A 20,951-nucleotide genomic window follows, 5' to 3' on the forward strand; every position below is an offset into this window, starting at 1 on the left:
CCGGACTGCCCCTACGCTCGGGATCGATGAGCGAGCAGGAGACCAGCAGGGCGCGTCGGGACGCCGTACGGGAACGCGCGCGGGCGACACGGGCGAAGGAGCAGTCGCGCCGCCGTCGCCTCCGAACGCTGGGCATCAGCGGAGCCGTCATCGGTGGGCTCGCGGTCGTCGCGGTGGTCGTCGTCCTGGTGGCGCGATCGGTGCAGCCCGCGGGTCCCGGCCCACGCAACGCGGCGAGCGACGGTGTCCTGCTGACCGGTGTGCACGGCAGGATCGTGCCCGTCGAGACGCGCGCGGTCCCCGCCGGCGGGACGCCGACACCGACCGACCAGGACGGCTCGAAGACCGCCATCGTGGTCTACGCGGACTACATGTGCCCGTACTGCAACCAGTTCGAGACGGCCCAGATGCCCCAGATCCGGCAGTGGGTCGAGGACGGGACCGCCACCCTCGAGCTGCACCCGCTCGGGCTGCTCGACCGGCTGTCGCTCGGCTCGCGGTACTCCACCCGCTCTGCGGCGGCTGCTGCCTGCGTCGCCGACCACGACCCGGACGCGTTCCTGGCCTACAACGCGTCGCTCTCCGGGCACCAGCCGTCCGAGAACACCCGCGGGCTGACCAACGACGAGTTGGCGTCCCTCGCCCGCGGAGCCGGGGCGAGGGCCCCCGAGGTCGCCTCGTGCATCACCGGGCAGCGCTTCGCCGGGTGGGTCGCCGACGCCACGAACCGGGCGGTGCAGGACCCGGTGCCGAACTCGACGCTCGACGGGATCACGAGCACGCCCACGATCCTCGTCGACGGCGAGCAGTACGACCCGGACGGCTCGACGTCCCTCGCTGACCCCGAGGCGTTCGCGTCGTTCGTCCGGCGGCACGACCGCGCGTCCTAGCCCGAGGAGCAACGTGGAACGGCCCCCGCTTCCCATCGGGAGCGGGGGCCGTTCGTCGTGCCGAGGTGTTACTTCGCCGCGGCGTCGATCGCGGTGATGACCGTGCTCAGGTCGTCGAGGCGCTTGCCGTCGACCACGACCGTCGGCGTGCCGAACCCCTGCGGACCCGCGAGTGCCTCGTTCGAGGTGACGGCCTGCGTCGACTTCGTCACCCAGCCCTTGAACCGCTCGGTCGACAGGCACTGGGACAGGTCCGAACCCGTCGCGCCGCCCGCCTTGACGAGCTTCGCGATCTCGGAGTTGGTCAGGCCCTTGGTGCCCTCGGCCGGCTGGTTGTCGAAGAACTGCGTCTGCACGTCGAGGAACTTGTCCGGGTCGTAGTTCGCCACGCACATGGCGGCGTTCGCAGCACGGCTGGCGTACCGGGAGCCCGGGTAGCTGCGGTCGAGGATCGACACCGGCTGGATCGCCAGCGTCGCGTCGCCCGACTTCACCTTGTCGAGGATCTGGTCGGCGTAGGCGCCCTCGAACTGCTTGCAGACGGGGCAGGCCCAGTCGACGTACTCGGTGACCGCGACGGCACCGTCACTGTTCGCCGTGGGGGCCGGCGACGCCGAACCCGTCGCGGCCACGGCCGGCGTGGTCACGGGGGTGACCTTGCCGTCCTTGCCGGTGAACTGGATCGCGCCGGTGGCCATGTTCTTCGGCCCGGCGGCGGACAGCACCGGTGCGTTGTTCACGTTCACCACGACGATGGTGATGATCGCGGCGATCGCCACGATTCCCAGGCCGATGCCGCCCTGCAGGAACCACTTGTTGCGGCGCTTGCGGCGCTTCTCGGCGTCGGCACGCTGGCGTGCGACCTCGCGCGCGTGCTGACGCCGCTCGTTCTTGGTGGGTCGGTCGTTGTTCGTCATGTCGTCCCCGCCGCTCAGGCGAACCAGAGCGCGAGCTCGCGCGCGGCCGACTCGGGGCTGTCCGAACCGTGGACCAGGTTCTGCTGCACCTTGAGGCCCCAGTCACGGCCCAGGTCACCACGGATGGTGCCGGGCGCAGCCGACGTGGGGTCGGTGGTGCCGGCGAGCGAGCGGAAGCCCGCGATCGCACCGTTGCCGGCGACGCGCACGGCGACGACCGGACCAGACTGCATGAACTCGACGAGCGGCTCGAAGAACGGCTTGCCCTGGTGCTCCTCGTAGTGTGCGTCGAGCAGGTCGCGCGGCGCCGTGAGCATCTTCAGGTCGACGAGCTCGTAGCCCTTCGCCTCGATCCGGCGGAGGATCTCACCGGTGAGCTGGCGGGCCACACCGTCGGGCTTGACGAGGACGAGGGTCTCTTCGAAGTCGGACACGCAGTACTCCCTGTGTTCGGGGTCGAATGTGGTGGTCAGTCCTCGCCCATGGCCGCTCGGCGCGCGGCGTTCTGACGGTCCAGCTGACCGCCCTTGACGAAGCAGAAGACCCACAGCGCCAGGAACACCACGGCGACCGCGAACATGAACGGTTCGATGAACCCGGTGGCGAGGATGGCCGCCTGCAGCAGCCACCCGAACCATACACCGGCCCGCTTGCCCGTCAGACGTGAGGCAGCTGCGAGGACGATGATCGCGCCGACGCCGCCGCCGAAGGCCGCTGCGGGCGGCAGCGTGCCCTTGCCGAACACGACGAGCATGGGGAAGAAGAACATGATCGCCTCGAGCACGAGCGTGATCGAGAGCAGGCTCTCCTGCGCTCCGCGTTCGCGGCGCGGCTTCCGGGTGCGCGGTGCGCGGCCCGGCCGGGAGGCCCCTGGTGCGTCCGTCACTTCGTCTCGCCTTCGCGGTGCACGAGGTCCATGACCGCGCCCACCATCACGATGGAGCCCGCGACGAGCACGAGGGCGTCCTCGGCGTCCGCCTCGTCGGCCAGGTCGCGTGCCTGCTGCAGGGCGGACGCCAGGGACGGCTCGACGACGACGCGGTCCGCGCCGATCTCGTCCACGACCACCTTGGCGAAGGCATCGGCGTCGAGCGCACGCTCCCCCGGCGGCTGCGTGACCACGAAGGTGGCGACGGTGTCCTTGAGCGCGCGGACGAACCCGCGGGCGTCCTTGTCGCCGAGGATCCCGACGACGCCGACGACGTGCTCCGACGGGAACGCGACCGGCAGTGCCTCGGCCAGGGCCTTCGCACCGTGCGGGTTGTGCGCGGCGTCGACGACGACGGTCGGGTCCGTGGCGATCGGCTGCAGTCGACCGGGGCTGGTCGTGCCGGCGATGCCCTCGGACAGGACGTCCTCGTCGAGGGCCTGGGCCCCACGGCCGAGGAACGACTCGACCGCCGCGATCGCCACGGCGGCGTTCTCGGCCTGGTGCCGGCCGAACAGCGGCAGGAACAGGTCGTCGTAGCGACCGGCGATGCCCTGCACGGTGATGAGCTGTCCGCCCACGGCCGGGGTGACGTCGACGACGCGGAACCCTCCCTGCAAGCTCGGACTGCCCGCCGCTCCGCGACGGTCAGTGACCGGCTCGAAGGGGCCCGTGCCCTCGACGGCCAGGGTGGACTCGGTGAGCTCGGCGGCGCGCTCGAGTTCGGCGAGGGCCTCGGGGACCTGCCGGCTCGACACCACGGCGGACGACGGCTTGACGATGCCCGACTTGGTGCGGGCGATCTCGGCGACGGTGGCGCCGAGCTGCTTCGCGTGGTCGATGGCGATCGGCGTGAACACCGACACCTGGCTCTGCACGACGTTGGTGGAGTCCCACTCGCCGCCCATGCCGACCTCGATCACGGCGACGTCCACCGGCGCCTCGGCGAAGCACGCCAGGGCGAGCACGGTGAGCGCCTCGAAGAAGGTCAGCGGGAGTTCGCCCTTGTCGGCGAGCTCCCGGTCGGTGATCTCGAGCACCGGGGCGATGTCGTCCCAGTTCGAGGTGAACCGGTCCGCTGCGATCGGCTGGCCGTCGATCACGATGCGCTCCCGGATGGACACCAGGTGCGGGCTCGTCATCAGGCCGGTGCGCAGACCGTGGGCACGGACGATGCTCTCGATGGTGCGGCTGGTGGACGTCTTGCCGTTCGTCCCGGTCACGTGGATCACCGGGTACGCCAGGTGCGGGTCGCCGAGCAGCTCGACGGCACGGCGCGTTGCGGTCAGCCGTCGCTCGGGGGCCTGTTCACCGATCCGGGCGTACAGGGCGGCCTCGACACGGCGGACCTCGTCGTCGTCACCCCCGTAGGGCACGGCGTCGGCAGGGCCGTCACCGGCCGGGCCGACCGGGATCCGGATGCCGTCTTCGTCGCGGCCGTCGAACTCGTCGTGTCCGACGAACTCCTCGTTCGCCTCGTGGTCGTCGTACTGGTCGTCGTCGCTCATGCGCGTGCCACCTCCACGGAAACCTTCGCACCGTCACCGACGTCGGTGGTGGTGTCACTCGCCCCGAGGGGCACGATCTCGACGCTCGTCGCCAGGGTCTCACCGGCGATGAGGTCCTGGTGTGCACGGACCGCGCCGTCGGCGGTGTCGTCCACCCGCAGGGTCAGGGCGATGCGGTCGCTGACGTCGAGGTCGGCGTCGCGGCGGGCCTGCTGGACGGCGCGGACGACGTCGCGGGCGAGCCCCTCGGCCTCGAGCTCGGGCGTGGTCACGGTGTCGAGCACCACGAAGCCACCCTCGTCGAGGAACGCCACGGCCACCGAGGTGTCGGCGACGGTGAGGTCGAGCGAGTACTCGCCCTCGATCAGGTCGATGCCGCCGACGGTCACGCCGGAGTCGGTGGCGGTCCAGTCGCCCTTCTTGGCGGCCGGGATGACCTGCTGCACCTGCTTGCCGATGCGGGGGCCGGCGACGCGGGCGTTCACGGTGAGCTTCCGCTCGATGCCGTACTGCGCCAGGGACTCCTCGGCCTGCGCCTCGAGCACCACGCGCTTGACGTTGAGCTCGTCACGCAGGATGTCGGCGAACGGTTCGACCGCAGCCGGGTCCGGCACCACCAGGGTCAGCGTGGCGAGGGGCAGGCGGACGCGCTTGCCCGTGGCCTTGCGGAGCGCCAGGCCCTTCGAGGCGACGTCGCGCACGCGGTCCATCGCATCGACCAGGGCGTCGTCGGCGGGGAACTCGTCGGGGTCCGGGAAGTCCGTCAGGTGGACGCTGCGCCCGCCGGTCAGGCCCTTCCAGATCTCCTCGGTGACGAGCGGCGCGAGCGGGGCGGCGACCCGGGTCAGGGTCTCGAGCACGGTGTACAGCGTGTCGAACGCCGCGCGGGTCTCGGCGCCGGCGGCCGCGTCGGCCCCGGTCCAGAACTTGTCGCGCGAGCGACGGACGTACCAGTTCGTGAGCACGTCGGCGAAGTCACGGACGGCCTGGGCCGCCAGCGGGGTGTCGAGCGCGTCGAGGTGCGCGGTGACGTCGGTGACGAGCACCCGGGTCTTCGCGAGCAGGTACCGGTCGAGCACGTCGGTGCTCGCGGTGCTCCGGGTGGCCTGGTAGCCCGACTCCCCGGAGGCGTTCGCGTACAGGGTGAAGAAGTAGTACGTCGACCACAGCGGCAGCATGAACTCGCGGACGCCCTGCCGGATCCCCTCTTCGGTGACGACGAGGTTGCCGCCGCGGATCACCGACGAGGACATCAGGAACCAGCGCATGGCGTCGGCGCCGTCGCGGTCGAAGACCTCGGAGACGTCCGGGTAGTTCCGGAGCGACTTCGACATCTTCTGGCCGTCCGAGCCGAGGACGATGCCGTGGCTGATGACGTTCTGGAAGGCGGGTCGGTCGAACAGCGCAGTGGAGAGCACGTGCATGACGTAGAACCAGCCGCGCGTCTGCCCGATGTACTCGACGATGAAGTCGGCCGGGTTGTGCGACTCGAACCACTCACGGTTCTCGAACGGGTAGTGCACCTGGGCGTACGGCATCGACCCGGAGTCGAACCACACGTCGAACACGTCGGTGATCCGGCGCATCGTCGAGGTGCCCGTGGGGTCGTCGGGGTTCGGCCGTGTCAGGTCGTCGATGAACGGGCGGTGCAGGTCGACTTCGCCCTCGGCGTTCACCGGCAGGCGACCGAAGTCGCGCTCGATGTCGGCGAGTGAGCCGTACACGTCGGTGCGCGGGTACTCGGGGTCGTCGGACTGCCACACCGGGATCGGCGTGCCGAAGTAGCGGTTGCGCGAGACCGACCAGTCGATGGCGTTGCCGACCCACTTGCCGAACTGGCCGTCCTTGACGTTGTCCGGCACCCAGTTGATGTCCTGGTTGAGCTGGCCCATGCGGTCACGGAGCTCGGTGACCCGGACGAACCACGACGAGACGGCCTTGTAGATGAGCGGCTTCCGGCAGCGCCAGCAGTGCGGGTAGCTGTGCTCGTAGGACGCCTGGCGGAGCAGCCGCCCGGCGTCGCGGACGGCCTTGGTCAGCGGCTTGTTCGCGTCCGACCAGAGCATGCCGGCGACCTCGCCGAACTGCGACGTGAAGACGCCGCCCTCGTCGAGGGACAGCACCACGGGGATACCGGCGGCGGCGCAGACCTCCTGGTCGTCGGCACCGTAGGCCGGGGCCTGGTGCACGATGCCGGTGCCCTCACCGGTCTCGACGTACTCGGCGACGAGCACGCGCCACGCGTTCTCGTAGCCTTCCTGGTCGGCCAGGAAGTCGAACAGACGCTCGTACTCGACGCCGTCGAGCTCGGCGCCCGTCAGGGTGCGCGCGACGGCGGCGAGCGCCTCGTCACCCGAGCCGTAGCCGAGTTCCTTCGCGTGCGCGGCCACCGTGTCGGACGCGAGGAGGTACGAGGCGGAACCCGCTTCGGCACCGTCAGCCGCGCCTCCAGGCCCTGCCGGGACGACCGCGTACGCGATCTCCGGACCGACCGCCAGGGCGGCGTTCGTCGGCAGGGTCCAGGGGGTCGTCGTCCAGGCGAGCGCCCGCACACCGGTCAGGTCGAGCGCGGAAGCGCGGTCGCCGTGCAGCGGGAACGAGACGGTGACGGACTGGTCCTGGCGCATCTTGTAGACGTCGTCGTCCATGCGCAGCTCGTGGTTGGACAGCGGCGTCTGGTCGTTCCAGCAGTACGGCAGGACCCGGAAGCCCTCGTACGCCAGCCCCTTGTCCCAGAGCTGCTTCCACGCCCAGAGCACGCTCTCCATGAAGGTGACGTCGAGGGTCTTGTAGTCGTCCTCGAAGTCGACCCAGCGCGCCTGGCGGGTGACGTACTCCTGCCACTCGTCGGTGTACTGCAGCACCGACTTCTTGGCGGCGGCGTTGAAGACGTCGATGCCCATGGCGTCGATCTCGTGCTTCTCGGTGATGCCGAGCTGGCGCATCGCCTCGAGCTCGGCGGGCAGGCCGTGGGTGTCCCAGCCGAAGCGGCGGTGCACCTGCTTGCCGCGCATGGTCTGGTAGCGCGGGAAGACGTCCTTGGCGTACCCGGTCAGTAGGTGCCCGTAGTGCGGCAGGCCGTTGGCGAAGGGCGGGCCGTCGTAGAAGGTCCACTCCGGGCAGCCCTGGCGCGCGTCGATGGACGCCTGGAACGTGTCGTCGCGCTTCCAGAAGGCGAGGATGCCCCGCTCGACGGCGGGGAAGCTCGGCGAGGGGACGACGCCATCGGCATCGGCGTTCAACGGGTACGGCACCGGGACTCCTTGTGGGTTCGCTCGATCTCCACGAGGACGGAGCCAGGCTCCGCGGTACCACCTCGTTTGCCGCCCAACGTCCGCTGTGCGACCACTCTGTGTCGGGGATGGTGACGGTCCCGAACCCGCCCGGTTCTACTGACGGAGGCGCTGGTGCGCCCCGTGTTCTTCCGGAAGCTCCCCGGTGATGGCCGGATCGATGCTCGTGGAACACGACTTTACCGGACGGGAGCATGCTTGAGCGATGCCCGCAGAAGATCGCCCCGAGTCACTCGTCACCGTCCTGATCGCGTTCGGGGCGAACCTGCTCGTCGCGATCGCGAAGACGATCGCCTCGCTCGTGTCGGGTTCGGCGTCGATGGTGGCCGAGGCGGCGCACTCGTGGGCGGACACCGGCAACGAGGTGTTCCTGCTCGTCGCCGAACGCCGGGGCGGCAAGAAGCGGGACGCCGCGCACCCGCTCGGGTACGGACGCGAGACGTACATCTGGTCGATGTTCGCCGCGTTCGGCCTGTTCACGGCCGGTGCGATCGTCTCGATCTACCACGGCATCTCGGAGTTCGGGGAGACCGGGCCGGCCGAGGACGTCGTGCTCAACTACGTCGTACTCGGGCTCGCGTTCGTGCTCGAGGGCACGAGCTTCCTGCAGGCGTACCGACAGGCGCACGGTGCCGCGACGAAGCGGAAGGTCCCGGTGCTGCGGCACGTGCTGCAGTCGTCGAACCCGACACTCCGTGCGGTGTTCGCCGAGGACGCGGCGGCGCTGATCGGCCTGGTCGTGGCGTTCCTCGGGGTGTTCCTGCACCAGGTCACCGGGCTGGCGGTCTTCGACGCACTCGGCTCCATCGCGATCGGTGTGCTGCTCGGTGTCGTGGCGATCGTCCTGATCGACCGCAACCGCCGGTTCCTGCTCGGCGAGAGCACGTCGCCGGAGCTCGAGAACGCGGTGCTCGTCGAGCTGCTGGGCCGGTCGCAGGTCGAGCGCGTCACCTACCTGCACCTGGAGTTCGTGGGGCCGTCGCGGGTGTACCTCGTCGCGGCCGTCGACCTGACGGGCAACGAGACCGAGGAGCACGTCGCGGTGCGGTTGCGCGACGTCGAGCAGTCACTCGAGGACAGCCAGTACATCGAGGAGGCCGTCCTCACCCTGAGCTACCCGGGCGACGAGTCCCTGGTGCCGACCGACGGCGCTGTCCCCGAGGTCGTGCGGGACGGCACCGCGTCGGACGTGGCGGCCGGTGGCGCGGGGACCCTGCGCACGGAGTGAGCGCGGGCCGGGTCGCGGGGCGGCGTGGCGGCAGGGCTCGGGTCGCGCGACGCCGGTGTGTCGGCAAGACGCCGCCATGTGCTCGAGACGCCGCCGGATTCGGCGGCGTCTCGCCGGTGAGGCGGCGTCGTAGAAAGACGACGGCGTGTTCCGTGAGCGACCGCTCGGCGGACGGGAGGCGCGGTGCCGGGCCGCCACGGGCCTCCCGTCCGTCTTCCCGTCGCGTCCACCGCCCCACACGCGGGAGGAAGACGCCGGTGTGTCAGTAAGACGCCGCCATGTGCTCGAGACGCCGCCGGAATCGGCGGCGTCTCCGCGACGAGGCGGCGTCGCACGAAGACGACGGCGTGTCCGGGGGCGGAAGACGCCGGCGTGTCAGCGAGCGTCGAGGCCCGCGACCACCGGTGTGAGCGCCGCCGCGACGTACTCGACGAGCGCTCGGCGCCCGACCCCGTCGGTGACCCACACCCCGAACGCGGCAGCGGCGGCCCCGAGCATCGCACCGGACACCGTCTGCGGCCAGAGCGCTCGCGGCTGCTCCCCCGTGCGGCCCGCGACGAAGGCGGCGACGGCCTCGTGCTGCGCCGTCACCCGGACCGCGACGCCGGCCACCAGCTCGGGCCCGATGCCCATGACCTCGGCCTGCGCGACCGCCCACGGCACCCGCTCGGGGTCGTGGGCGCGAGCGGCGTCGAGGAGCGCCTGTTCGACGGCCCGTACGGCACTCGACTCGGTGGACGCTGCGAGGTACCCGGGCAGCCCGGCGACGGCGGCGTCGAGTTCGAGCCACATCACGTCGGCCTTCGCCGGGAAGTAGTTGAAGAACGTCGCGCGGCTGACCCCGGCGCGGGCGGCGATCTGGTCGACCGTGGTGCGCCCGTACCCCTGCTCGAGGAACAGCTCGGCAGCGGCGTCCGCGAGGACCTCGGCGCTCGAGCGTCGGGGGCGGCCACCGCGGCGGATCGGTTCGTCCATGGGCCCCAGTAAACCGTTAGACTCGGTCAGCCATGATCTTGGACTCAGTACAGAAAACCCTCACCGCAGTCGCGGGCGCCTCGGCGGTCCTGCTCGTCCTGGCTGCCTGCAGCGGACCGGGCACGAGCACCGGGAGCAGCACCCCGGTCGCGGGCGGCACGCTCACCTACGCCTCCGGTGACGCCGAACCGACCTGCCTCGACCCGCACGTCGGCGGCAACTACCCGCAGGCGCTCCTGGCGACGCAGTACATCGAGGAGCTCGTCGGGCTCGAGGACGGCAAGCCGACGCCGGAACTCGCGACGAAGTGGACCACGGTTGACGACGGGAAGACCCTGACGCTCACCCTGCGCGACGACGTCACCTTCACCGACGGCACCCCGTTCGACGCCGCCGCCGTCGTGGCGAACATCGAGCACGTGCAGGACCCGGCCACCGCCTCGAGCACCGGGTACCTGGCGCTGCAGTCCATCACGAAGGCGACCGCCACCGACGACCACACCGTGACGCTCTCGCTGAGCCGGCCGGACAGTGCGCTGCTCGAGTCCCTCTCGCAGCCCTGGGTCGGTATGGAGTCCCCGCATGCGCTCGAACGGAAGCAGGCGACGAACTGTGAGTCCCCCGTCGGCACCGGCCCGTTCCGGGTCACCGGCTGGAAGCACGGCGACCGCGTCACCCTGACGAAGAACACCGACTACTGGGGCAAGACGAAGCCGCGCCTGTCGGGCATCACGTGGCGGTTCCTGCCGGACTCGACCTCGCGCTACGCCGCGCTGCAGTCCGGCCAGGTCGACGTGATCGACAACGCCCAGCCCGACCAGCTCAAGGCCGCGTCGGCGAAGGGCGCGATCCGCGACCTCGACGCCCCCCGCCCCGGCGCCTCGAACCGGCTCGAACTGAACTCCGGGCACGGCGTGTTCCGCGACCAGGCAGTCCGCCAGGCCTTCATCGCCGGCGCCGAGATCGACCCGGGCCTGCAGTCGCTGTTCCTCGGCACCGCGAAGCGCTCGTACTCGGTGCTCTCGAGCGCTGAGCCGCTCGCGTACTCCGACAAGAGCCGCTTCGACTACTCGCCGTCGAAGGCGAAGCAGCTGCTCGACGACGCCGGGTGGAAGGTCGGCTCGGACGGCATCCGCGAGAAGGACGGCCAGCAGCTCACCGTGACGTTCCCCGTCTCGACGAACCAGTCGGTGCCGGCCGAGCGCAGCCTGTTCCAGCAGATCCAGGCGTCCGAGAAGGCCGTCGGGTTCAAGGTCGTGCTCGACGAGCTCGACCTGTCCAGCTGGTACGCCGCCCTGGCCGCGAACGAGTACGACGTCGTGAGCGCCCCGTACACGAAGGTCGGCCCCGACGTCCTGCGGATCCTGTACGACAGCGCGAGCATCGAACCGGCACCGTCCGGCTACTTCGCGAACCTGGCCCAGCTCGACGACCCCGCGCTCGACCGGCTGCTCGAGCAGGCCGCCCGTACCTCGGACGCCGACGAGCGCGCCGACCTGTACGAGCAGGCGCAGAAGGCGATCCTGGCGAGCGACACCGTGCTCCCCCTGTACGACCAGCAGAACCACTTCCTGGTGCGCTCGGCCGTGCACGGCATCCGGACCACCCCGGTCTCGACGCCCTGGTTCGGCACCGCCTGGATCGACCGCTGACACGGATGCGGTGGGTCTGGTGGGCCGTCCGGCGGCTCGCCGGGGGCATCGGCGTGCTCTGGGCCGTCGCGACGATCGTCTTCGTCGCGATCCGGCTCATCCCCGGTGACCCGGCGCTCGCGATCCTCGGTGGCCCGGGGTCGCAGGCCTCGGCCGAGGCCGTCACCCAGGTCCGCCACGAGTACGGCCTCGACCAGCCGGTCCTGGTGCAGTACGCGGTGTTCCTCGGCCGCCTGGCGACCGGGCAGCTCGGTGACTCCTACGCGTTCCGCACCCCGGTCGCGACGCTCCTCGGCCAGCAGCTGCCCGTCACGCTGACGCTCGCGGTCGCCGGGCTCGTCGTCGCCTGGGTGCTGGCGATCGTCGCCGCGTGGGCCTCGACGCAGCGCGGCCGCATCGCCGCCGGGCTCACCAGCGCCCTCAGCGTCACCGCGAGCGTGATGCCGCACTTCTGGCTCGGCAGCGTGCTCATCGTGGTGTTCGCCTCGTCCCTTGGGTGGGTGCCGGCGGTCAGTGACGGCACCGCACGCGGCTGGGTGCTGCCGGTGCTGACCGTGGCCGTGCCGGTCGCCGGGTACCTGGCCGAGACCGTGCGCGACGGCGTGGTGGACGCGCAGCGCTCGGCCTTCGCGCTCGCCGCCCGGGGCCGGGGCGAGACCCGCCTCGGACTGTTCGGACGGCATCTGCTCCGGCACGCCGCCCTGCCCGGGATCGCACTGTCCGCGTGGGCCTTCGGATCGCTCGTCTCCGGGGCCGTGGTCGTCGAGTCCGTGTTCGCCCTGCCCGGCATCGGCCGCGCGCTGGTCACCGCCGTCACCCAGCGGGACATGCCCCTCGTCGCCGGCATCGCGATGGTCTCGGCGGCCGCGTACGTGGTCGTGCTGGCCGTCGCCGATCTGGTCGAGCGTGTGGTCGACCCGCGCAGCACCGCACGGAACGCGACCGCGCGCCCCGGCACCGCGCGACGCCGTGGGCCCGGCCGTCCGGCGGGCGCGCGGTGAGCGGGATCGCCGACCCGGGCCTCCAGACCGGTGCGTCCGCCCACCAGACCGCCGTCGGCACCGAGCGCGTCCGTGGGGGGACGCTCGGCGTCGGCGGCACCGCCGCGGCGGTGGTCGTCCTGGTCGCCGTCGTCGCGGCGGCCTGGCCAGCGCTGCTGGGCGGCGGCGATCCGCTCGCGGTGCACCCGACCCAGGCACTGACCGCCCCGAGCGGCGCACACCCGTTCGGCACCGATGAGTCCGGCCGCGACGTCCTGGCACGGGTGGTCGCGGGGACCCGCGCCTCGCTCGTCGTCGGCGTCGCCGCCACCCTGATCGGCGGCGGAGCGGGCGTCCTGCTCGGTGTCGTCGCCGGGCTCGGCGCCGGGGCCGGACGGCTCGGCCGTCTGCTCGACGCCGTCATCGGCCGTGTCACCGAGGTCGCGTTCGCCCTGCCGCTGCTGCTCGTCGCGCTGGTCGTCATCGCCGTGACCGGTCCGGGTCCGGTGCCGGCGGTGCTCGCCGTCGGGTTCGCGACCGCTCCCGGTTACGCCCGGATCGTGCGGGGCCTGGTCCGGACGGCCCGCGGTTCGCAGGTGGTGGAGACCGCCGTGCTGCTCGGCCGCTCCCCAGCCCGCACCGTCGTCCGGCACGTGCTGCCGACGGCGCTCTGGCCCGTCGTCGCCGTCGCCACGCTCGGGGTCGGGCAGGCGGTCGTGTGGGCATCGGCGCTGAGCTACCTCGGGGTCGGCACGCCCCCACCCGCGCCGGAGTGGGGCGCGATGCTCGCCGACGGCCGGACCTACCTGCAGACCGCGCCGTGGATGAGCACCTTCCCCGGACTCGCGATCGTCGTGCTCGCGACGGCCGTCACCGTGCTCGGCCGGGCGATCCGACGGAGCGGGGCCGCGCGGTGAGCGCCGTCCTCGACGTCCGCGGACTCACCGTCGCCATCGGCGGGACCCCGATCGTGCACGGTGTCGACCTGCGCGTCGACGCCGGCGAGTGCGTCGCCCTGGTCGGCGCCTCTGGCTCGGGCAAGACCGTCACCGCACGCGCCGTGCTCGGCCTGTCCGCGCCCGGCGCCGCCGTGCACGCCGAAACGTTCACGGTCGACGGTGTCGACGTCGGCGGGTACACGGACCGGCGGTGGCGCCGGCTGCGGGGATCGCGCATCGGCTACGTCGGCCAGGAGGCGCTGGGCGCGTTGGACCCGCTGCGTCCCGTCGGGCGCGAGGTCGCCGACAGCCTCCGCCTGCACACCGAGATGCGTGCGGCCGAGCGCGTGGACGCCGTGCGTGCTGCCCTGGCCGCGGTGGGCCTCGACCCGGACACCGCGACCGACGGCCGGCTCGCCGGGACACTGTCCGGTGGGATGCGACAGCGTGCCCTCATCGCCGCGGCCACCGTCGGGTCCCCCGCGCTGCTGGTCGCCGACGAACCGACGACGGCGCTCGACGCCGGGGTCGCCGTCACCGTGATGGAGCAGTTGCGGGCAGCGCAGAGGCGGGGCGCCGGACTGCTCGTCATCACGCACGACCTGGGGCTCGTCGCGGGGTGGGCCGACCGGGTCGCCGTCGTGCACGAGGGCCGGATCGTCGAGCAGGGTGCGGTCACCGGGGTCTTCACGGCGCCGCAGCACCCCTCGACACGGGCGCTGGTGCGCGCTGCCGGTGCTGCCGGTGCTGCCGCGGCGGAGCCGGCGCCACCGCACGGTGCCGATCTTGCCGGGCGGTGCGAGGTCGATGGCTCCGTGCAGTCCTCTGACGATGCACCGAGCGGCCGACCTCGCACCGGCCGCACGACTCCGTACCGTGCGCCGATCGGCAACCGCGACACCGAGCGCGCATCCTCGCACGGTGCGAGGGACGTGCTCGCGGCGCAGGGGCTCTCGCGGGAGTACGGCGGGCTGCTCGCGGTGGATGACGTGTCGTTCGGGCTCGAGCGGGGCCGGGTGCTCGGGGTGATCGGCGCCTCGGGCTCGGGCAAGACGACGCTGGCGCGGATGCTCCTCGGCCTCGAGACGCCCGACGCCGGCACGGTCACGCTCGACGGCGAACCCTGGGTCCCGCTGCCCGAGCGCGAGCGACGCCCCCGACGGCACCGGCTCGCAGCCGTCGTGCAGGACCCCGGCGTGACGTTCGACGAACGGTGGAACGTCGAACGGGTCCTCGCGGACGCGTTCTCACGCGGTGACGAACGGCGGGCGCGCGGAGTGCTCGGCGAACGGGTCGACGCGGCACTGCGACGGGTCGACCTCGACCCCGTGCTGCGGTCCCGCTCCCCCCGCACCCTGTCCGGCGGGCAACGGCAGCGGCTCGCGATCGCCCGCACGCTGGCGACCGAGCCCGAGGTGATCGTGCTCGACGAGCCGGTGACCGCCCTCGACGCCACGGTGCAGCACGCCGTGCTCCGGTTGCTCGAACGGCTCCGCGACGAGACCGGGGTGGCGATGGTGTTCGTGTCGCACGACCTGCGGGCGGTCCGGCGGATGGCGGACGACGTGCTCGTGGTGCACGCCGGCGCGGTCGTCGAGCACGGCCCCGCCGCCGAGGTCTTCGCGCGCCCCGCCCACCCGGTGACCGCGCGGCTGCTGCACGCCGCGGAGCGGCTGGCAGCGGGTCCCGCCGCGGATCCAGCCACGGGGACCGCGGCCGACTCCACGGGCTGAGCGACGGTCCACACGGTGCCGCGCCCGCGGACTGTCACTGCGCGCGTGACGTCGCCAACGGCTCGGAACGGCCAGGAGGCCCGGCGCGCGTTCCGAGACGGAACGTGCGCCGGGCCTCCTGGCCGGGTTGCCGCGGGGCGGCTGGGTCCTCAGGAGCCGGAGGGCTCCTTCGATGCGGCCTCGGCCGAGATGATCGGGATCTCGCTCGTCGAGAACTCCTTCGCCCAGTCGGACTGCGCGAGCTCCGACGTCGGGTCGTTGTAGTCCTCGATCACGCCGGCGACCTCGTCCTCGGACCCGACCGTCGGACCGGAGCCCATCAGCGGGCTCGCGGCGGTCTCCTTGGTGAAGTACACCGCGACCAGGCCGATGACGGCGGCGAGCATCAGGTAGAACGCGGGGATGTCCTCGGCCCAGCCGTACCCGGCGTCCTTCGCGGCGTTGATGAGCGCGGCGGTGGCGAGCGGGGTGGTCCCACCGAAGAGCGACACCGACACGTTGAACGCGATCGCCAGGGCGCCGTAGCGGATGATCGTCGGGAACAGCGCGGGCAGCGTCGACGGCATGGTCGAGGTGAACGTGACGAGCACGACGCCGAGGATCAGCAGGCCGGCGAACACGCCGACGCCGGTGCCGGTCTGGACGAGTTTCAGGGCCGGCCAGGACAGCAGGATGAAGCCGATGCAGCCGGCGGCGAGCACCGGACGGCGCCCGAACTTGTCGGACAGGCGACCGCCGAAGGTGATGACGACCATCATGAGCAGCATGACGATGACGATGAGGATCAGGCCGAACGTGGCGTTCTGGCCGAGGTTCTGCTCGAGGTAGGTCGGCATGTACGAGAGCAGCATGTAGTCGGTCACGTTGAAGACCAGGACCAGGCCGATGCAGATGATGAGCGAGCGCCAGTTCTCGGCGAAGAGCTTGAGGAACGGGGTCTTCTGCCCCTCGCGCTCAGCGGCCTGCTCCTGCTGCTTCTGGAACGCCGGGGTCTCTTCCAGCTTGAGGCGCAGGTAGAGACCGATCAGGCCGAGCGGGCCCGCGACGATGAACGGGATGCGCCAGCCCCAGCTGAGCAGGGCGTCCTCGGACAGGCCGAACTGCAGGCCGGTGACGATCGAGGCGCCGAGCACGTAGCCGGCGAGCGTGCCGAACTCGAGCCACGAGCCCATGAACCCGCGGCGCTTGTCGGGCGAGTACTCGGCGATGAAGGTCGCGGCGCCGCCGTACTCACCACCGGTCGAGAAGCCCTGCACGAAGCGGGCGACGAGCAGCAGGACGGGAGCCCAGAAGCCGATCGTGTCGTACGACGGGATCAGGCCGATCATGAGCGTGCCGGCGGCCATCAGGATCATCGTCAGCGCGAGGACCTTCTGTCGGCCGATCTTGTCGCCGATCGGGCCGAACACGGCACCGCCGATCGGGCGCACGATGAACGCGGCGGCGAAGAAGCCGAACGTGGCGACGATGTTCGCGGCCGGGTCGCCCTGCGGCAGGAACACCTGCGAGATGGTGACCGTCAGGTACGCGAAGATGCCGAAGTCGAACCACTCCATGGCGTTGCCGAGCGCGGCAGCCGCGACGGCACGCTTGAGCAGCGACTCCTCGACGACGGTGACGTCGTCCTTCGTGAGATCGCGACGAGCGCGCTTCACGGCGCCCTTCGTGCGCAACGGCCGATCGCCGTGCGGTTGGGGTGCGTTGTTCGGTGCCAAGTCGTTCCTCCGGGGTGCGGTGCTTCCTTCGGGCGTCCGGCGGACGGCGACGTTGCAGCTCCTGCGAACCCTGCGTTCGCCGGACAAACTCCGACAGACTAGCAGGCTCTTGGCGTGTCCGACAGGTCGGTGTGGTAGGTACCGGTCGGCAGCGGGCCGCGGACGCCCCGCTGCTCGGCTCAGGACGCGTGCGCGGCCGCTACGATTGGGGCACCGCGCGTCAGGCGCGCAACACTCAGGCACCTCATCACGGACTCGGTGCCGCACACACGGACGGAAGGCGCACCATGACCAAACCCATGCCCGAGAAGCCCAGCGTCGACGGACTGGAGCAGGTCTGGGGGCCCGTCTGGGAGCAGGACGGCACGTACCGCTTCGACCGCGACGCCGCCGGTCACCGCGACGCCGTCTGGTCGATCGACACCCCGCCGCCGACCGCCTCCGGTTCGCTGCACATCGGGCACGTGTTCTCGTACACGCACACCGACCTCAAGGCCCGGTTCGAGCGGATGCGCGGCAAGCACGTCTTCTACCCGATGGGCTGGGACGACAACGGCCTGCCGACCGAGCGTCGCGTGCAGAACTACTACGGCGTCCGCTGCGACCCGACCCTGCCGTACGACCCCGACTTCACGCCGCCGTTCGAGGGCGGTGACGGCAAGTCCTCGAAGGCCGCCGACCAGCTGCCCGTGTCGCGCCGCAACTTCATCGAGCTGTGCGAGCGCCTGACCGTGCAGGACGAGCAGCAGTTCGAGGAGCTCTTCCGCACGCTCGGCCTGTCGGTCGACTGGACCCAGTCGTACCGCACCATCGACGACACCTCGCGGGCGAGCGCCCAGCGCGCCTTCCTGCGCAACCTCGAGCGCGGCGAGGCCTACCAGGCCGACGCCCCGACCCTGTGGGACGTCACGTTCCGCACCGCGGTCGCGCAGGCCGAGCTCGAGGACAAGGAGATGCCCGGCGCGTACCACGGCATCGCCTTCCACCGCACCGACGGTGGGGACGACGTCGTCATCCAGACCACCCGCCCGGAGCTCCTGCCGGCCTGCGTCGCCCTGGTGGCACACCCGGACGACGAGCGGTTCCAGGACCTCTTCGGCACCACGGTCCGCTCCCCCCTGTTCGACGTCGAGGTCCCGGTGCTCGCACACCACCTGGCGCAGAAGGACAAGGGCGCCGGCATCGCGATGGTCTGCACCTTCGGTGACACCACCGACGTCGTGTGGTGGCGCGAGCTGCAGCTGCCGAACCGCGCGATCATCGGCTTCGACGGCCGCGTGCGCTCCGACGAGCCCGCATGGATCGAGTCCGCGGAGGGCCAGGAGCTCTACGCCGAGATGGCCGGCAAGACCGTGTTCTCGGCCAAGAAGGTCGTCGTCGACGCGCTCACCGAGTCGGGCGAGCTGATCGGTGACGTCAAGACCATCCAGCACCCGGTGAAGTTCTTCGAGAAGGGCGACAAGCCCCTCGAGATCGTGTCGACCCGCCAGTGGTACATCGTCAACGGTGCGCGCGACGAGCAGCTGAAGAGCACGCTCCGCCAGCGCGGCGAGGAGATCGCGTTCCACCCGGACTTCATGCGCGTCCGCTACGACAACTGGGTCGGTGGCCTGTCCGGTGACTGGCTCATCTCGCGCCAGCGTTTCTTCGGTGTGCCGCTGCCGGTCTGGTACCCGCTCGACGCCGACGGCAACCCGGTGTTCGACCAGCCGATCGTGCCGACCGAGGCGCAGCTGCCCGTCGACCCGGCCTCCGAGCCCGCCCCCGGCTTCACCGAGGACCAGCGCGGCGTCGCCGGCGGGTTCCAGGGTGAGCTCGACGTCATGGACACCTGGGCGACCTCGTCGCTGACCCCGCAGCTCGCGGGCAAGTGGGAGACCGACCCGGCGCTCTACGACCTGGTGTACCCGTACGACGTCCGCCCGCAGGCGCAGGACATCATCCGCACGTGGCTGTTCACGACCGTGCTCCGCAGCCAGCTCGAGGCCGACGTGGTGCCGTGGAAGCACGCCAGCATCTCCGGCTTCATCGTCGACCCCGACCGCAAGAAGATGTCGAAGTCGAAGGGCAACGTCGTCACGCCGCTGTCCATCCTCGAGCAGCACGGTGCCGACGCGGTCCGCTACTGGGCGGCCTCGTCCAAGCTCGGCACCGACGCGGCGTTCGACCCGCAGAACCCGAAGCAGATCAAGGTCGGTCGTCGTCTGGCGATCAAGGTGCTCAACGCGGCGAAGTTCGTCTACGGCTTCCCGCTGCCCGAGGGCGCCACGAGCGTCACCGAGGCCCTCGACGTCGACATGCTCGCCGAGCTCGGCGCGGTCGTCGAGCAGGCCACCGCCGCGTTCGACGGGTTCGACCACGCCCGTGCCCTCGAGATCACCGAGCGCTTCTTCTGGACGTTCTGCGACGACTACCTCGAGCTCGTGAAGGAGCGCGCCTACGGCACCGCGTCCGACGCGACGCACGAGACGCAGGCGAGCGCGGTGCTGGCGCTGCGCGGCGCGATCGACGTGCTGCTCCGACTGCTGGCACCGTTCCTGCCGTACGCGACGGAAGAGGTGTGGGCCTGGACCCACGACACCAGCGTGCACCGGGCCTCCTGGCCGACCGCTGCCGACCTGCCCACCGACGCGGCCCCCACCGGGCTGCTCGCGGCCGTCGGACAGGCGCTCATCGGGATCCGCGGTGCGAAGACGGCGGCGAAGGCGTCCCAGAAGACGCCCGTGACGCGTGCGGTCGTCGCGGCGCCCGCCGAGACGCGGGTGCTCATCGAGCGCGCAGCGGTCGACCTGGCGGCCGTCGGCCGCATCGAGAACCTGTCGTTCGTCGACGGCGACGAGCTCGCCGTCACTGAGATCGAGCTCGCGGAGCAGCAGGCGTAACGTCGGTCATCCGGGTCGGGTCGCCTCGGCGACCCGGCCCGTCCACCACCGGACAGGAGGCACGGATGCAGTTGGGCACACGCTGGAACGTGGGTGGGGAGCCGCCTGCGCGACTGCCCGAGGCGATGGTCGTCGCCGTGCGGGGCGTCGAGGACGAGCTGGCGGCGGAGTCCGTCGACACGGCGACGTGGGGGTGGACCCTGACGTTCCTGGAGGGCAACCCGATCGTCGAGCTCGACGACGGCACCTCGATCCACCTCGACGACGCCGGGCACGCCCAGGTCACGAACCCCGACGACGCGGGCGAAGAGGACTAGCGCGGCCGCGTGCTGCGCGGCGCCGCAGTTCGCTTGGTGAGCAGGAATGGTCGGGTCCCCACCGGGGACCCGACCATTTCTGCTCACGATGCGGGCGCCCCCACCGGGGAGCGCCCGCGTGATCGCCGAGGGATCAGGACTCGGCGAGCCAGGTGGCGAGGACCTCGTTCACCTCGGCGGTGTGCGTGGTGAGCAGGCCGTGCGGGGCGCCCTCGATCTCGACGTACTCCGCAGCGGGCAGGGCCTTCGTGAAGCGTCGGCCGGTGGCGTCGATCGGGAGGATGTTGTCCGACGTGCCGTGCACGATCAGGGCGGGGACGGTGACCTTCGGGATGTCCTGGCGGAAGTCGGTCGGCCAGGTCAGGGGTGCCGCCGCGGACGCGGTCGAACCGGAACCGGCCGCGACGTTCCAGGCGTTCCGCACCTGCTCCTCGGAGATGCGGGTGCCGAGGTTCTCCGACAGGTTGAAGAAGTCCTGGTAGAAGTTCGTGAAGTAGGCGTAGCGGTCCTTCGTCACGTCGGCGGCGATGCCCTCGAAGAACGACATCGGGCCGGCGCCGTCGGGGTTGTCGTCGGTGATGGCGAGGAACGGCTCGAGCGAGGCGAGGAACGCGACCTTGGCGATCCGGTCCTCACCGTGGCGGCCGATGTAGCGGGCGATCTCGCCCGTGCCCATCGAGAAGCCGACCAGGATCACGTCGCGCAGGTCGAGGGTCTCGAGGACGGTGTGCAGGTCGTCGGCGAAGGTGTCGTAGTCGTAGCCGGTGGACGGCTGCGAGGACCGGCCGAAGCCACGGCGGTCGTACGTGATGACGCGGTAGCCGGCCTCGAGGAGCATCGGGACCTGCCCCTCCCACGAGTTGCCGTCGAGGGGGAACCCGTGGATCAGCACGATCGGCTGCCCCTGGCCCTTGTCCTCGTAGTGGAGCTCGATGTCGACGCTGTTCTCGGTTCCGACGGTGATGGCACCCATGGTCGTTCCTTCCCTGAACTTC

General features: G+C 71.3%; 16 protein-coding genes. 8 read left to right on the forward strand and 8 right to left on the reverse strand.

Features of this window, described 5'->3' with window-relative positions:
* The first annotated feature begins 26 nt into the window (after positions 1-26).
* Positions 27-890 (forward strand): DsbA family protein, encoded by an 864-nt coding sequence (locus H489_RS22800; protein WP_017885982.1) that lies wholly within the window; start codon positions 27-29, stop codon positions 888-890.
* A 68-nt stretch (positions 891-958) separates the two neighbouring features.
* Here H489_RS22800 and H489_RS22805 read toward each other — a convergent pair whose 3' ends face one another.
* The 5 genes from H489_RS22805 to ileS are packed head-to-tail and all read right to left on the reverse strand — an operon-like array spanning position 959 to position 7,497.
* On the reverse strand, positions 959-1,807 hold the full coding sequence (locus tag H489_RS22805; protein ID WP_017885983.1) for a DsbA family protein: 849 nt from the start codon (positions 1,805-1,807) through the stop codon (positions 959-961).
* Between the two features lie 14 nt (positions 1,808-1,821).
* Positions 1,822-2,241 (reverse strand): nucleoside-diphosphate kinase, encoded by a 420-nt coding sequence (gene ndk, locus H489_RS22810; RefSeq protein WP_017885984.1) that lies wholly within the window; start codon positions 2,239-2,241, stop codon positions 1,822-1,824.
* Between the two features lie 35 nt (positions 2,242-2,276).
* The gene (locus tag H489_RS22815; RefSeq protein ID WP_017885985.1) at positions 2,277-2,693 is read right to left on the reverse strand and encodes a DUF4233 domain-containing protein; all 417 of its coding nucleotides are present in this window, start codon (positions 2,691-2,693) and stop codon (positions 2,277-2,279) included.
* Entirely contained in the window at positions 2,690-4,243 is a 1,554-nt protein-coding gene (locus H489_RS22820) for a bifunctional folylpolyglutamate synthase/dihydrofolate synthase (protein ID WP_017885986.1), read from the reverse strand. Before H489_RS22820 ends, H489_RS22815 begins: the two co-directional genes overlap by 4 nt.
* The gene (gene ileS, locus H489_RS22825) at positions 4,240-7,497 is read right to left on the reverse strand and encodes an isoleucine--tRNA ligase (protein ID WP_017885987.1); all 3,258 of its coding nucleotides are present in this window, start codon (positions 7,495-7,497) and stop codon (positions 4,240-4,242) included. The genes H489_RS22820 and ileS overlap by 4 nt, the downstream gene beginning before the upstream one ends.
* 244 nt (positions 7,498-7,741) lie before the next feature.
* Between ileS and H489_RS22830 the strand changes: the two genes are divergently transcribed.
* Complete coding sequence (locus H489_RS22830) at positions 7,742-8,764, forward strand: cation diffusion facilitator family transporter (protein ID WP_017885988.1); 1,023 nt, start codon at positions 7,742-7,744, stop codon at positions 8,762-8,764.
* Positions 8,765-9,139: 375 nt separating this feature from the next.
* Here H489_RS22830 and H489_RS22835 read toward each other — a convergent pair whose 3' ends face one another.
* Positions 9,140-9,739, reverse strand: a complete 600-nt coding sequence (locus tag H489_RS22835; protein WP_017885989.1) for a TetR family transcriptional regulator — start codon at positions 9,737-9,739, stop codon at positions 9,140-9,142.
* A 32-nt stretch (positions 9,740-9,771) separates the two neighbouring features.
* Between H489_RS22835 and H489_RS22840 the strand changes: the two genes are divergently transcribed.
* From H489_RS22840 to H489_RS22855, 4 genes are read left to right on the forward strand one after another with little or no spacing between them, the layout of a single operon-like run.
* Entirely contained in the window at positions 9,772-11,391 is a 1,620-nt protein-coding gene (locus H489_RS22840) for an ABC transporter substrate-binding protein (RefSeq protein WP_017885990.1), read from the forward strand.
* A gap of 5 nt (positions 11,392-11,396) precedes the next feature.
* Positions 11,397-12,392 (forward strand): ABC transporter permease, encoded by a 996-nt coding sequence (locus tag H489_RS22845; RefSeq protein ID WP_017885991.1) that lies wholly within the window; start codon positions 11,397-11,399, stop codon positions 12,390-12,392.
* Positions 12,389-13,288 (forward strand): ABC transporter permease, encoded by a 900-nt coding sequence (locus tag H489_RS22850; RefSeq protein ID WP_017885992.1) that lies wholly within the window; start codon positions 12,389-12,391, stop codon positions 13,286-13,288. The genes H489_RS22845 and H489_RS22850 overlap by 4 nt, the downstream gene beginning before the upstream one ends.
* Positions 13,285-15,042, forward strand: coding sequence for an ATP-binding cassette domain-containing protein (locus H489_RS22855; RefSeq protein ID WP_017885993.1), 1,758 nt, complete (start codon positions 13,285-13,287; stop codon positions 15,040-15,042). Before H489_RS22850 ends, H489_RS22855 begins: the two co-directional genes overlap by 4 nt.
* A gap of 149 nt (positions 15,043-15,191) precedes the next feature.
* On the opposite strand, the gene proP is transcribed toward H489_RS22855, so the two are convergent.
* Positions 15,192-16,697 (reverse strand): glycine betaine/L-proline transporter ProP, encoded by a 1,506-nt coding sequence (gene proP / locus H489_RS22860; protein WP_197068642.1) that lies wholly within the window; start codon positions 16,695-16,697, stop codon positions 15,192-15,194.
* A 347-nt stretch (positions 16,698-17,044) separates the two neighbouring features.
* Between proP and valS the strand changes: the two genes are divergently transcribed.
* Both valS and H489_RS22870 read left to right on the forward strand, forming a co-directional pair.
* Complete coding sequence (valS, locus tag H489_RS22865; protein WP_040418889.1) at positions 17,045-19,639, forward strand: valine--tRNA ligase; 2,595 nt, start codon at positions 17,045-17,047, stop codon at positions 19,637-19,639.
* A gap of 65 nt (positions 19,640-19,704) precedes the next feature.
* On the forward strand, positions 19,705-19,956 hold the full coding sequence (locus tag H489_RS22870; RefSeq protein ID WP_031259230.1) for a hypothetical protein: 252 nt from the start codon (positions 19,705-19,707) through the stop codon (positions 19,954-19,956).
* A gap of 133 nt (positions 19,957-20,089) precedes the next feature.
* Here the strand turns inward: H489_RS22870 and H489_RS22875 are convergent, their stop codons facing one another.
* On the reverse strand, positions 20,090-20,929 hold the full coding sequence (locus H489_RS22875; RefSeq protein WP_017885997.1) for an alpha/beta fold hydrolase: 840 nt from the start codon (positions 20,927-20,929) through the stop codon (positions 20,090-20,092).
* Positions 20,930-20,951 lie beyond the last annotated feature (22 nt).

This window comes from Curtobacterium flaccumfaciens UCD-AKU, from assembly GCF_000349565.1.
Taxonomy (GTDB): Bacteria; Actinomycetota; Actinomycetes; order Actinomycetales; family Microbacteriaceae; genus Curtobacterium; species Curtobacterium poinsettiae.